This window comes from Olivibacter sp. EAT-5, assembly GCF_044784325.1.
GTDB lineage: Bacteria > Bacteroidota > Bacteroidia > Sphingobacteriales > Sphingobacteriaceae > Olivibacter > Olivibacter oleidegradans.
Genome location: NZ_CP173028.1, coordinates 3679043 through 3693872, shown reverse-complemented (window position 1 = coordinate 3693872; position 14830 = coordinate 3679043). Strand labels below are relative to the sequence as shown.

11 protein-coding genes are annotated in these 14830 nt (G+C 39.9%); 1 reads left to right on the top strand and 10 read right to left on the bottom strand.

Annotated features, from left to right (window positions below; genetic code table 11):
* Window positions 1-2: 2 nt before the first annotated feature.
* The 3 genes from ACH11B_RS15205 to ACH11B_RS15195 form a co-directional block, all read right to left on the bottom strand.
* Entirely contained in the window at window positions 3-3353 is a 3351-nt protein-coding gene (locus ACH11B_RS15205; RefSeq protein WP_377609723.1) for a TonB-dependent receptor, read from the bottom strand.
* Between the two features lie 115 nt (window positions 3354-3468).
* A complete protein-coding gene (locus ACH11B_RS15200; protein WP_377609725.1) occupies window positions 3469-4659 on the bottom strand; it encodes a FecR family protein in 1191 nt (396 codons plus the stop codon).
* A 127-nt stretch (window positions 4660-4786) separates the two neighbouring features.
* Window positions 4787-5392, bottom strand: coding sequence for an RNA polymerase sigma factor (locus tag ACH11B_RS15195; protein WP_013666045.1), 606 nt, complete (start codon window positions 5390-5392; stop codon window positions 4787-4789).
* Between the two features lie 212 nt (window positions 5393-5604).
* Between ACH11B_RS15195 and ACH11B_RS15190 the strand changes: the two genes are divergently transcribed.
* The gene (locus ACH11B_RS15190; RefSeq protein WP_130857640.1) at window positions 5605-6609 is read left to right on the top strand and encodes an aldo/keto reductase; all 1005 of its coding nucleotides are present in this window, start codon (window positions 5605-5607) and stop codon (window positions 6607-6609) included.
* A 47-nt stretch (window positions 6610-6656) separates the two neighbouring features.
* Here the strand turns inward: ACH11B_RS15190 and ACH11B_RS15185 are convergent, their stop codons facing one another.
* From ACH11B_RS15185 to ACH11B_RS15155, 7 genes are all read right to left on the bottom strand, one after another.
* Window positions 6657-7373: a DUF4198 domain-containing protein gene (locus ACH11B_RS15185; RefSeq protein WP_377609727.1), complete on the bottom strand. Its 717-nt coding sequence runs from the start codon at window positions 7371-7373 to the stop codon at window positions 6657-6659.
* Between the two features lie 147 nt (window positions 7374-7520).
* Entirely contained in the window at window positions 7521-8000 is a 480-nt protein-coding gene (locus tag ACH11B_RS15180) for a hypothetical protein (RefSeq protein ID WP_130857641.1), read from the bottom strand.
* A 123-nt stretch (window positions 8001-8123) separates the two neighbouring features.
* Complete coding sequence (locus ACH11B_RS15175) at window positions 8124-10466, bottom strand: TonB-dependent receptor domain-containing protein (protein WP_377609729.1); 2343 nt, start codon at window positions 10464-10466, stop codon at window positions 8124-8126.
* Window positions 10467-10623: 157 nt separating this feature from the next.
* Window positions 10624-11874 carry an MFS transporter gene (locus ACH11B_RS15170; RefSeq protein WP_130857643.1) on the bottom strand — a complete coding sequence of 417 codons (1251 nt, stop codon included), beginning with the start codon at window positions 11872-11874 and terminating at the stop codon, window positions 10624-10626.
* A 76-nt stretch (window positions 11875-11950) separates the two neighbouring features.
* Window positions 11951-12379 carry a nuclear transport factor 2 family protein gene (locus ACH11B_RS15165; protein ID WP_130857644.1) on the bottom strand — a complete coding sequence of 143 codons (429 nt, stop codon included), beginning with the start codon at window positions 12377-12379 and terminating at the stop codon, window positions 11951-11953.
* Window positions 12380-12408: 29 nt separating this feature from the next.
* A complete protein-coding gene (locus tag ACH11B_RS15160) occupies window positions 12409-13350 on the bottom strand; it encodes an RraA family protein (protein WP_130857645.1) in 942 nt (313 codons plus the stop codon).
* A 246-nt stretch (window positions 13351-13596) separates the two neighbouring features.
* A complete protein-coding gene (locus ACH11B_RS15155) occupies window positions 13597-14679 on the bottom strand; it encodes a FecR family protein (RefSeq protein ID WP_377609730.1) in 1083 nt (360 codons plus the stop codon).
* Between the last annotated feature and the right edge of the window lie 151 nt (window positions 14680-14830).

The window sequence follows — 14830 nt, the reverse complement described above, 5'->3', positions numbered from 1 at the left end:
ACTTAAAATCCAACATTTATCCCCAAGGTAACGGATTTGACATTTGGATATCCCATATAGTCAAGTCCGACATTTCGGTTTGAGTCCTGAAAGCTCACTTCCGGATCATAACCTTTATAGTTTGTGACCGTCAATATATTTTGTGCACTAGCATAGATCCTTAGTTTACTCACCTGTAGCTTACCTAGCATAAACTTCGGAAAGTTATAACCCAAGGCTACATTTTTTAACCGCAAGTATGAGCCATCTTCAACCCATCGCGATGAGACCTCTGGATTATTCGAAGCACTTGCCCGAGGAATGTCTGTATTTGTATTGGTAGGTGTCCATCTATTCAATGCATCTTTGGTAGCATTTCCCTTTCCGGCCATCCAATCGAGTTCCATTCGAGTGATGTTTAACATATCATTACCCTGGCTTCCTTGAAAAAAGATATTCAGGTCAAAGTTTTTGTAACGCAGATCGTTATTAAAACCGTAGATGAAATCCGGATGGGGATTACCAATAATGGTACGATCATCCGCATTAATAACACCATTCGGACCTTCGGTTAAGTTATTATTAGCATCACGTCCATAGATATCGCGGTACTTGACATCTCCTGGCTTTTTATTAGGAGCCGCAGAAAAATCATCGCCTTCTTGATACAATCCATCAAATAGCCATCCATAGAAAGCGCCCACTACCTCGCCCACACGAAGAATTTGGGATTCAGTTGACAACATATGACCTGGGATCGTATTATAGCGAATATCTCCTCCAGGCAATTGAAGAATCTTATTGCGATTAAAAGTGATGTTAAAATCACTTGTCCAAGTGAAGTTTTCGCCCTTAACATTGGTTGTATTGAGCGCGAATTCCCAACCTTTATTCTCTACACTTCCAATATTCTGCAGAGAAACCGTATAACCGGAATATATCGGCAGGGGTACTTCGTAAAGCAGATCAACCGTTTTCTTATAATAGTAATCTACAGAGAGATTGATCCGACCATTCAGAAAGCCAATATCTAAACCTGCATCTGTTTGCTTGGTAGTTTCCCATGTAAGATTAGGATTCGCGACATTGGTTGGCCGCACCGCCTTAATTGGTGTTCCATTAATAGTCGCAAGCGTTGGAGAAAATCGGGCCAATGACATATAAGAGCCTATTTCGGTGTTTCCGGTTTCTCCATAGCTGGTTCGAATTTTAAGATTTGAAATTGCCTTCACCGATTGCATAAACGGTTCTTGGCTGATATTCCATGCCAAGGCACCGGAAGGGAAAAATGCCCATTTGTTATTGTCACCAAATCGAGATGAGCCGTCGTACCGGCCCGTAACTGTCAGCAAATATTTACCTTTGAAGTTATAATTTATCCTTCCGTAAAAAGAGGACATCACCCAGTCTATTAGCTCTGAAGCCGCATTTTGGTAGTTCGAACCCGCTCCTAAATTCCAAAATGAGAAATTGTCAGACACAAAATTCCGATTGCGTGATTCCCACATTTCATTTCTGGAAGATTGATATGAATAACCGCCCATTGCCTCAAGGTTATGGACATCTTGGAAGCTCTTGGTATAGGTTAAGAAGTTTTCGTTGATTACATTTGTGTTCTTGCGGCCTATAATACTTCCAGAACCACCATAGTTACGTCCCTCTACCAAATTTTGCGTCACATAGCTCCCATTCCGTTGATTACTGATCTGGACCCCCAGCGTGCTTCGAAACTTTAATCCCTGTAATAACTCAAGTTCTCCATAGGCATTTCCCTGAAACAAATCGTTTATTTGCTCATTCTTTCTTTCGCGTGCAACTGCTACCGGATTGTCATGAGGGTCGCCCACTTGTTTCAACGTATATTTTCCATTTGCATCGTATACTCCTTGCAGTGGATCAAAGCGTAACGCGCCTGAAATTACACCTGCTCCGGATGTTCCACTACTTGTTTCCTGTGTTCGCACACCGTCAAGGTCATTTCTAATAAAAAAAAGTTTAGTGCCTAAACGAACCCGATCAGATACCTTTATGTCTAAATTAGAAGTTCCCGAAAGCCTTCTAAAGTCAGAATTGATCACTGTACCTTTTTGCCCGTAATGACTAAGTGAGGTATAATAACGGATATTTTCGCTTCCTCCTGAAACCGATAATTGATTATTGATCAATCCTCCGGTTCTAAAAATCAGGTCTTGCCAGTCCGTACCTTCACCATATGACGAAGGGTCTGAATATGGAACATTTGAGTTACCACTGTTTCTGTAAACGTCATTAATGTATTCGGCAAATTCCTGTCCATTCAAAAGGTCGAGTCGTTTACCGATCTTTTGAATGGAGTAAGAATTATTAAAGTCGATAATAGGACGCCCAACCTTTCCCTTTTTGGTCGTTACCATTATAACACCATTAGCCCCTCTAGATCCATAGATAGCGGTTGCTGATGCATCCTTTAGTACTTCGACAGATTCTACATCTTCGGGAGGGGGCGGCGTTCCTCCGGCAAAACCATCCACTACGTAAAGAGGATCACTACTGGCATTGATCGAAGTTCCCCCTCTAATTCGCACGCGTGGCGCTTTACCAGGCTCTCCATTGACGCTGGATACAGCCACACCGGGCGATCGCCCTTGGAGTGCTTGAGCTGTACCTGCTACGGGAAAAGCCGCTATTTTCTCGGCGGAAACCGAGGAAACCGATCCGGTTAAATCGCTTTTTCGTTGCGTACCATACCCTACTACAACAACTTCATCCAATGCCGCATCTTCAGCTTCGAGTTGGACGTTCACGGTAGTTTGCCCGCTTACAAGCTTTAATTCTTGGCGTTGAAATCCAATATAGGTAACTACCAACGTCGTGTTCGGAGGCGTTTTTAAAGTAAAAAAACCCTGTTCATCTGTTTGAGTTCCTCTTTTATTAAGCCCTTTTATGCTTATAGAAACACCGGCGAGCGCCTTCCCGTTATTGTCGGTGACTTTTCCGGTCAAAGTTACCTCTTCCTGGGCGACAACAGCCCAATTCTTTTTAGAGATAACAATATTCTTCTCGACAATTTTATAGCTCAGGCCCTGATTGGCCAAACAAGCGTCTATTGCATGGGTCACCGATACGTTTTCCAAATCGATATTCACTGGCGTTGTATTCTTCAAAACGCTTGCTGTATATAGTACATTATAGCCCGACTGTTTACGTATTTCGTCAAAAACCTCTTGAAGTGAAACATTTTTCTTATGCAGCGTTAGCTTTTGAGCAAAGGCCGTTGCCTTTGCTTCCAATAGACCAATTAAGATCAAGATAAGTGATAACTTCATGATCAATATAGGTTTAAATTTGGCATAGGTCTGTCCTTTATGCCATATTACAGCATTTATTTTATACATTTGATTAGGTTAAAGAATTGGTAATTTGATTCTATCTTTAATCTGGCATTATGCCTGTACTATCAAAGGCGTTGCACCGCCTTTGATAGCTTCTTTTTCCTTTTTATACTTTTGGCTACTTCATTACAATAACTTTCCTCCCTTCTGTTTTAAAATGAACACCTCCGGTTAGCTCGATCGTTTGTAATAATTTTTCTATTCGATCGAATTTGGATACAGTACCAATAAATGTCTCACCTGTCAGGTCACCCTGGTATGTGACATCAACATCATACCATCTGGCAATTGTTTTCATCACTTGTTGGATATCATCACCGTGAAAGACAAAATAACCGTTCTTCCAGGCTAAAGCATCTTCTAGGTTGACATTTTTTAGTGAAATTGCCTTGGTCTGTTTATTTATACGCGCCTGCTGACCAGGGTTGAGAATTTTAGCGGTGGGGGTCCGAGACGAATTATCTTTTGCCGACACCCGTACTTTTCCTTCAACAAGTGTAGTGGTTATTTCTTCCATATCTTCATAAGCACTGATCAGAAAGTTCGTTCCCATCACATGAATAGTAGCATCTACTGTCTGTACTTCGAATGGCATTTCCTTATTTTTAGCAATTTCTAAATAGGCCTCTCCTTCGAGGCGAACTTCCCTTTTTGCACCCTCAAACCGGGTTGGGTAGCTCAAAGAAGAGCTTGGACCTAACCAAACATGTGTACCATCGGGCAACTGAACTTGGAACTGTCCGCCCCGTGGCGTACTAAGTATGTTTTGTTTAATCTCCCCTGTGGCATTCGCTTTTGCCGCATGATAAACTAATTGTCCATCCTTCGTCTTACTAATGGTAATATCCCCCTCTTTAACCGTTTTATTGTCAATGGCCTCCAGATCAACTAGACTACCATCACCCAAAAGCAAAGTCGCTTGGTTGCGTACGGACTTGATTGCATCTTTTTCTGCATAAGTCACAGGTTGTATATGACTCGGTTTTCGGTCATAATAAAAAAGAGCTCCGACACTAAATGTGATTAGAACAATGGCGGCAACTAACCACTTTAATACATCAACCCTCCTCGTGTTATTTGTTGGTTGTTCTTTACCTCCAAGCACTTTATGAATCATTTGGGATGATTCTTCTTCATTAAAGAAAGTTTTTCCATGCTCGAAGCTTAGGCGTGCCTGTAAAAAGAGGTCTTCAACTACCTTTTTAGATGAGTTGTCACTTAGCAACTCATATAATTCCAAGCGTTCTTCTTGCGTAATTTCTTTACGCATCGCCTTATCAAATAAAAAGGTAATTCGTGCTCGACTCATATAGGCGTCTTAAAACGGATATCCGTTTTATTAGTTAGTTTTCTTATAAAGACACCGGCAACATCCATTTATGGATGTCTTATTTAAAAAAAATTAAAAAATAATACAGAACAGTAAATGAAGGTCTTTATAGACTATGAAACCCCAAATCTATGATGTTAAAAAGCATGTATAATAAAGGCAAAATAAAGTGATGTACCTTCACCAACTCGCTGAGCGACTGCATAGCCAATTGCTGATACTTAGCAACTGATGCTGTAGAAATATTGAGAACACTTGCAATTTCAGGATTTTTTAGTCCTTGCTGTCTTAAGGCAAAAACACGCTGTTGCTGAGGTGGCAATTTACTCAACGCTTTATCGAGCGCTTCGTATGGGTCGTTCGGGCTCTCAGATTCAGATAAAATCTCGCTTTCCAACGCGTTTAAGTATTGTTTGTGTTTCTCTTGTGTCTGCGTAAGTTGTCTTATTTTGTTAAGGGTATGATTTCTGGCAATAATAAATAAATAAGATGTAAAGTTGGTAATCTCTGGAAGTTTAGCTCTGTGAAGCCATATTTTCAAAAAAACATCCTGGACGACTTCTAAGGTGCTTTCTCGATCATTTAATAGGGAGTGTACAAAGGCACCCAGTTCATGATGATACACGGAGAACAGATACTTAAAAGCTTGTTCATCACTTTTTGCAATCCTTTGCAATAAAACACGCTCATTCTGCAGTTTTGGTAACAACATGAATTAGGTTTATCGTTAGCTTAATCTATAGAGCTAAATTATGGCTTTTTCAATCAAAATCTAAATATTAGACAATAAAAAATTACAAAAGCAAAAAGCTTTGCGTCTAAAATTTGCTAAAATCCTGAATTTAAATGTTAAGAACCTTTAATAAAATACGATTAAAATGCAGCTAATTTGTAAACGTATACATTACATTTATTTTTTTAGTTATGATAAAATTGCCACGTCTTATTTACGGTACAAGCAGTTTAGGCAACCTATATGAAGCATTAGATATTGAAACTAAGCATGAAATTGTCAAGGCATGTGTGCAAAACGCTAAAGAAATCCCCGTATTTGACTGTGCGGGAAAGTATGGAGCCGGCTTAGCTTTGGAAACACTTGGAACGAGTTTAAAAAAGCTTGGCTTAACGAATGAAAAAGTACTGATTAGCAATAAACTTGGATGGTATCGTATTCCTTTAGCTAAAGGTGAGCAACCAAGTTTTGAGAAAGACGTGTGGAAAGATATTCGGCACGATGCCGTACAAAGGATAAGCTACCAGGGTATATTGGAGTGCTTTTATCAGGGTAACGAGCTGCTTAACGGTTTTATACCTCAGATGGTTTCTGTGCATGATCCTGACGAATATTTGGCAGCAGCGGACGGGATCAAAGAAGAAGAGCAGCGTTTTAAGAAAATATTACAAGCATACGAGGCACTTAATGAGTTGAAAGCAAAAGGCGAAGTTCATTCGGTAGGCATTGGTGCAAAAAACTGGAGGATTATCCAACGAATCAGTCCTTTAATCAAACTGGACTGGGTGATGATTGCAAATAGCTTAACCGTGCATCATCATCCGAAAGAGTTAGTGGATTTTATTATTGAGTTATCAAACAAAGGAGTTACCGTTATTAACTCGGCTGTATTCAACGGCGGCTTTTTAGTGGGAAGTAATTATTATAATTACTGTTACGTGAACAGGGAGTCAGAAGGAGGACAGAAACTGCATCAATGGCGTACGCTTTTTTTCGAAATCTGTAAAAGACACCAACTTCAACCTGCCGTTGTTTGTGTTCAGTTTGGCCTGCAGCTACCTGGCATTAACAGCATTGCGCTAAACACTTCCAAACCACACCATGTTGAACGAAATAGAGCAATGATTGATCAACGCGTAGATATGTGTGTTTGGAACGAATTAAAGGATGCGGGCCTGATTGCCTATTCAATTTAATATAGAGGTGTCTTCTATCTTGAAAGCAATAGAAGACACCTGCTGACTTATTTTACTTCGAAGGAAAAAGTTGATCCAACCCAAGCTGCATCAAAATCTTTACCGTTGTGATTTCCGGTTACTTTTTCAAAATTCTGCGCTTCAGCCACGTAGCGACCTGGCCACAAAGGGAGAAAACTTAACATACCATTTTCGTCTGTCATCACTTCCTTCGACCATCCTTCCGGAGAGGCCACGTTTACAGGCTTGTTAGCAAGGGGTTTCCCATTCAAGTAAGCAAATAATTTAACCGGTTTGTTTTTGGCAAAAATTTCATGATTATCAGCATATAGCTTTAATCCATTTTCATTTAAACCAGCGTCTACTTTACTGGATTTGCCAATACTTACATAGGCAGAAGAAACGAAGTGATATTTGGTTGTACCCCCCAGTTCTGCCGCCTCGTGACTTACCATTAACGTATATACGCCCTCGTTTTCAGGGGTAAAGCTGCTACTGTAATACGCTTGCCCCGGAATCGTTTTTAACTCGCTCTTTTTTCCATCAGGAGCGACAAGCCAAAGCGTAAAATCCTTTACATCCGAGTACCATTTTTCGGGAGCATCCCGTTCATTGAGGGCAAATTCCCCGTAAAAAACCTTCACGTCATGGGCCGTTCCCAATTTGCCATAGGTCGCAGTTTCAATCCATAAAGCATGCGCTTGCACTTGTATATAAGTGAAGAAGCATAAACATACTAATAAGGTAGCTTTTAAAATTCTCATGAATCTAATTCGTTTAATGTAGTGAACATAGCCTTGCTTAAGTGAGGCTAAGGTTTCAACAAATATACATCTATTTAGATTTAGTACAAATAAAAGACATAAAAACATTTTTTAGAAAAACGTATGAACCGGAATCCAAAGGCAGCTTTACTTCGGTAGAATCTCTATCATAATACGTTGGAGGTCTTTTTTTCGAAGAAAACCATTATATCGGAACAGTAATTCATTTTTTTCATTCAGTATGCAAATGGTTGGAAAGGAAATCTTTCCTGCTTCATCAGCACCGAGATAACTCGCCAGCGAATGTAAGCCTGTCGAGGCTCCATTTGGATTATAGTGAAAGGTCTTCTTATTGAATTTTATAGGCTCTTTCTGTTCCGCATTCAATTGAAGGAAATAATACCCTTGTTTAATACCGATTGGCCAATCATCCCCGAGATAGTGCTCCATCGCTCTGCAGTACCTACACCAATCCGTACCAATTAATATAAGGACCAATCTTTTTTGCTTTTGTTGTAGATAGGGCAATCGATCAAAAGACACCGTATCTAAGGGTACTGCAAATAATGCGGTTACCCTTAGCACGATGGTACAAACCAGCAAACATAAAACTGTTCCTTTTTTCATTCTTTAGCTATCAGAGATCAACCGTCGCCCTTCAGTTGCACTGAACCTTCTTCTCTGCTAACGTGAGTTGGGCGACTCATTCACGATTTCCATACTCAACCATTTAACTATTCAACGACTTCGTTAAATACGGATTCTGACACCAAGAAATCCTCTAATCCCTTGGTTTGGTCCATACGCGTAACCATCAGGATCAAACTGTAAACCATATGGATTATCTGAAGTTGGCACAATCCGGCCATCACTGCCGTAAACCACCCCTCTATTAAATGGATCAAAAGATCGCGCAATCGGTGATTTTATACCTGCCCCCTCCCCTTCGGCTATGGCAGGCACACTTTTCGAAATCGTCCAATCTAATAAATTTTTAATTCCTCCGTATATTTCCCATTTGTCGCCTCCATGCCAAGTAAACTGAATATTCTGAATGCTCCATACCGGAGAATACTCCGGTCTAGGATCTAATTCACTCAGCAAAGCTAGGCGCATCGGGCCGTATATATTTCCTGTATAGTCTATTCCCAGATTCAGCGTCTTAATATGGTAAGACAAAGCCCAGGTAGCCGTCCAATTTTCGGTCAAGATGGGACGGAATTTCTCCATTGCCCCAGCCTCATTTCTTTCTTTATTGAAAACATTCATCCAAGTACCACCGGCGGTTAATTTCAGACCATTATACATCGCTAAATCTGCATTTAGACTAATACCTCGTGTAACACCATGGCCATCCAGGTTTCTGTAGATGATCTTTCTCGGATCCAAGTCATAATTCGGTAAGATCCGATTGTTGAAGTAGGTATACCATGCGGATGATTCAAAACTCAATAGATTTCCATCCCCAAGTTGTAATTTCTTAATATAATTCAAATTCACATTAACACTCCGCTCGGGCTTTAAATCCCCTTCAATTTCTACATCGCGAGCGCCCGTTAAGGCGGCATGATCTTCTGTAAAGAGATTAACAACCCGGAAGCCTGTTCCGGCATTTAATCGAAGGATATCATTGTCCGTTATACTCCACTTATAAGCCATTCGCGGCGTAAAAATATCCCCATGATCCGAGTTATAATCATAGCGCATGCCGAGTAATAAACTGTGTTTATCGGCCAATTTTATTTCGTCCTGCAGAAAGACACCTGGCATAGTCATTTTACTGGCGTCATTAATGATTTCGCCGTCGTCTCCAACTAGTTCTGTCGCCGCAGTATTGTCATTGTAGTAGGTATATCGCAAGGCGGCACCTATTAATAAATCATGTTTACCCAGTCGCTTATCCCAAGTCAGTTGTCCAAAAGCAATGCGCTGTTTAGCCAAATACCATTCATCACCGTAAACTGAGTTCTGATCATGGTTATTATAAGAAAACATAAAAAACATTTTTTCCTTTACGGGTAATTGATAGTTCCCCAAAACTTCCCATCTTTTAGTATAGATACTCTCGCCATACACTTTGTCACTTCCTCTTAACGATTTATTCCAAGTTGTTTGCCCTCCCCAACGATCTTCATATAAATATCTTCCTGCCAGCGAGAGCAAGCGATTCTCCTTTCGGTTAAAATTCCATTTCTGAAAAACGGATATTCGATTCTGCAGCGTCATATCCGTGAAACCATCGTGGTTATGGTCTACTTTATCGGTAAAGTTAAAATAGTTTACTCCGGTCAATACATTCGCCTTCTTACCTATAGATTGGTTAAGACCAAGATCTGCATTGTATTCCCGCCAGCTTGTTCCGAAGATATCCGCAGATAATCTTGAAGCCTGTTGAGGCTTTTTGGTAATGATATTAATCAGCCCTCCAACTGCCTCCGAACCGTACAAGGAAGAAGCCGGACCCTTTACTACTTCCACCCGCTCTATAAGAGAGGAAGGTATCCCCGACAAACCATAAACGGTTGATAAACCACTTACAATAGGCATACCATCGATCAGAACCATAGTATAAGGACCTTCTAATCCGTTAATATGAATATCACCTGTATTGCACACATTGCAATTTATTTGTGGACGGACACCGTTTACCATTTGCAACGCATCGAATACCGTTGCCGTTGGATTTTTTTTAAAAAAGTTATGATTATATACTTCTACAGGAACGGGAGTTTCCAATCTATTCACTTCTTTCATCGTACCGGTAATCACCACTTCTTCCAATCCACCTTCTTCTTCCTCCATATTGAAATCCAACCTAATATCCTGTTGACCCGCAACCTGAACAACTTTCAACTGGCTCACAAAGCCTAAACGGCTAACCAAAAGCCGATATGTTCCATCAGGTAACCCCTCAAAAATATATTGGCCGGTACTGTCACTTACAGTCCCCCTTTTTGTATTCTCTATTTTAATTGTAGCACCCTCTAATGGTGCGCCAAGATGGAAAATACGACCTTCTATTGCAGTATCCGTTTGCGCTATAATAACTGTTCTCGTCAAGAGAAGAAAGAGAAAAAGGGTTATGTGCTTCATATATACCTATTGTTTGTAATTTGAATCACAAAACTATAAAAGTTAGATTAATCTAACAAATAAAATAAAAATATTTACAATAGAAGTAAGGCCTGCCTTTATTTACAGGTCACCTCAATTTAACTTGCCTTTTTTCTAATTCTTACTATTGTGCCTTTTAGATACTTTTGACGGGTTTTATGACTATTAGTGTCAAGATAGAAGATAACAACAATGTACCTGCCATCAGAATATAAGAAGCCCCAAAACCATGTGTAACTCCATTTAGATATCCAACAATGTAAGCGCCAACAAAAGAACCTAAGGCTCCCATGCTATTGATCAGACCAAGCGCCCCCCCTGATACATTTCTGGGTAAAATTTCGGTGATTACCGCAAAAAAAGGTCCGTAAGGAGCATACATAGATCCACCCGCAATTACCAGCAAAGAAAACGAAAGCCAAAAGTTAGTGGTGCCTATAAGGAAAGAACCATAAAAAGCTAAAGCGCTGATTAATAGAAAAGGCCAAACGTAGAGTCTTCGATTCATGCTTTTATCAGAAGCATAGGAGGCTGCAAGCATGGCCACAATCGCTAACAGATATGGCACCGACGATAACCATCCCGTTGTCACAATATCCATGTCCGGAGCTGCTTTAATAATAGAAGGCAACCACATGACAAAGCCATATAAGCCCATACTCCAAAGGAAATATTGAAGGCATAATAAGATAACGGTCTTTGATCTAAATGCTTCTAAATAGTTTTTTACCGGCTTTATAGCTCGCTGTTCCTCCTGCAAACGACTCTCAATACTCTTTTTCTCTTCAGTATTTAGCCAGTTTGCCTCGTTTGGCTTTTCGTCAATCATTTTCCACCAAACAAAAGCCCAAACTATGGCGGGTGCGCCTTGTAGAATAAACATCCACCGCCAACCCAAGGCATGGATAAGGTAACCTGAAAGTACCGACATCCAAAGAACTGTTGCCGGATTTCCGAGTATCAAGAAGGTATTTGCCCTTGAACGTTCTTCTTTTGTAAACCATTGGCTTAGTAAAATAAGCATAGCGGGCATTACCGCACTTTCTACCACACCTAACATAAATCTTATAACAATGAGTAAGTTTACATTGTTAACCATGCCTGTGGCTGTTGCCAGAATACCCCATAGGATAAGCGACCAAAAAATTAATTTCTTTGCACTTTTATGTGCTGCATAATGTGCTCCCGGTATCTGAAAGAAAAAATAACCGAGAAAGAAAAGCGACCCTAACAAGGATGATATACTAGGTGTAATTTTCAGATCCTCTGCCATACCACCGGCGGCGGCAAAGCCAAAGTTAGCACGGTCGAGATAAGCTAAACTGTAGGTGATAAAGACAATCGGAATAATTCGATACCAGCGGGAGGGAGCTAATGTGTTAATCATTAGAGTAGAATTTATAATTGAATACTATAGATACGGGAATTCGCCCGATTGTGTATATACGTTCTGACAGAGGCCATTATATTCGCACAGCCTGTCTGGCCAGTAAACGCCAGTGCCCCTCATGCAAATGCCAGACCTGGAGTACTTTCAGATTAACTGTTCCGGGCGACTTACCCGCGTCATGCGTACGGGCAAAGAAATGGTGCCTTACAATCGCTGTTTTATCTTCTATGTCAATTTTTTCCTCCGTTAAATCAATCTGCAAGAATTTGAATTTTCCATTCACCATAGAAGCAATACAAGTTTCTCTGTCCTCAATTAAACCACTCGAATGTCCATAAGTTAGCAGTGGCGATGTTAATGCCTCAAACTTCGATTGATCGGGATGAAGCATGGTTTGACGAAAATCCTCTACAGCTTCCTTAACGGCTAACTGATTAGATTGCCTAGCCTTATTTGAACAACTCATCAAAACCATAGCCGATATTATCAGATATTTATACATTTTTTTCCTTTAACTTGTCCGAAAGCAGTTTAGTAAAAATCCCGATTTTTTAAATAGGCATCCAATTCTTCTCTAGACATTGGCAGTTCATCACCTGATAAGTTTTTCAACCAATTGATAAAGTCGTTTTTAATATCGTCTGTCCACTTACTATCGATCTGTCCGGAGAGGTATTTTTTCTCTCTTAATCGTTGGGCTCCGAAAGCGTCTCTTAGCATGGTAAATTCAGAACTGATTACTAAATCCTCTACAAGATGCGAAGGAATAAATATAGTTCCATATTTATTCGCCAAAACGGCATCTCCCGGAAGTACCGTTGCTCTGCCAATCCGAATGGGTGCGTTAATAGTTGTTAAGGTCATTTCCATGATATACGAGGGATCTTGTCCTTTTGCCCATACGTTGAAACCTTTTATTTGACTTAACCCGTCCATATCTCGTACGGCACCCCAGAATATAACACCATTTTTTGAATTGGTATAAATGGTATTCCCAAGCATATCCCCAATCAATGTTCCATCGATAATTTTACCATAACTATCGGCAACGTACACATCACCCGGTACGAGTACATCAATGGGCCAAGTATTTGTACCTCCTTGAGTAGATCGTTTTTCTTTCAATCCCTGCTGCTTAATCTGTTCGACAAGGTCGGGTCTGGCAGGCATATATTGCGCCGTAACAGCCCTTCCGACCATTACCTGATCAGGGTACATAATCAGCTCCCAATTGGCTTCAAACTGGTTATTATATTTCTGGCTTCTTAAATATCCCCAAGCTTGCTCCATGGATATTTTTTTTAATCTTTCTAAAAGATTATCAGGAATCTTTGGACGTCCATCGGGATACCGCTCGCCCTTCCACTGTGAAGTTAATGCGGTGATATATTCAGGAGACGATCCAACTTGTTGAGCGAATACCGTTGAAACAAAAAAAACAAATGCTAAATAGCTTAAGATAATTTTTTTCATAAAAAGGATTTGTTTGTTTAAATTATTGTATTTAATAGTAAAACGATGTGAGCCTTTTTGCGAGTAGCTGTTAAAGAATTATAAACCTGGCACTAAAGCATCTATAGAAAACTATTTTCATAGCGCCTTTTATTTTTTATAACATAGGACATTGTGGTTAAAAATCCCAGTGTATCGGCTAACGAAGGCCTAGACATACATGGAGGAATAAGTTAGAAGTGTGTACACTTCCCGTCATTCCATATATTAATAGATTATTATTTCATCATCTTCTATTTTATATTGAAATGGTTTAATCAACTGCATTGCATTTAACAACTGGGTAATATTTTCTCCGGCAATGTTCGCTGTATAACGATAACTCTTTACTTTTTGAGCACTGACCTGGATATTCACATTATACCATCTTTCCAATTTTGGAATTAACTCCTCCATCGTTTCATTTTTAAAGATCAGCTTGTTATCAATCCAAGAAGTTTCCTGAATATACTCCTTATCCTCCACGTGTACTTTTGATAAATTTCCTATTGTCACAATTACGGAATTCGGTTGCTTATCCCTTGCCCCCATTGCCTGCTTAGAATTTATTACAGCTATTTTCTCTGACGGTTTTAACACTATTCGTTCTTTCGGCCTCTTATTGACAGATAACTCTATCGCACCTTTAATCAATGTAGCTTCCGTTTTCTGTTCATTTGGATAAGCCTTTACATTAAACGCCGTGCCTAATACCCGGATAGATATTTCTTCGGTTCTGATTATAAACGGTTTATTTCTATCTTTAGCAACATCGAAGTACGCTTCTCCTTCCAAACTTACCAAACGACGCCTCGCATCCTTAAAATCATTATAAGATAAACGACTATCTGCATTTAACCATACTTTAGTACCATCAGGCAAAATCCACTGCTTACGTACGCCCTTTTCCGCTACAATTTCGATTCGATTACCCAAGGCATCTTGGTCAGAATATCGACGCCAAAAAAAACCAATCAGCAAGACACTTATTACAGAAGCTGCAGCACTATAAAAAAACCATTTTCTCCTAAGTGACCATCGTTTTTCCAGCTTGGTATTAAATGAATTTTCATCATCTTTTTCCGCAACAAAATCGAATTTGTGCTGGTGCTTTGCCTTATGCCTTTGATAAAATGCTTGCGGATCGCTATTTTGAACGGTATCTTGCGACCATAACTCTTTTACAAATTCGTCATAGTATATTGCTTCAGGACTCTCACTTAACAACTTCGTTAGCTCTTCCTGCTCTAATTCGTTAATCTCGCCCGCCATCTTACGGGTCAATAGCACAATGATTCTATTGTCATTCATAAAATTCGGGAGTATCTTTACGCATACCAATTGACGCTCTCAATTATAAAGACAATGGTTTCGTTAAAACTCCCTAAGGCGTATTTATTTTTTTCTTAATGTAAAGACATTGTATAGTATAGTTGTTGAGTGGTATTGTATAACCACCCAA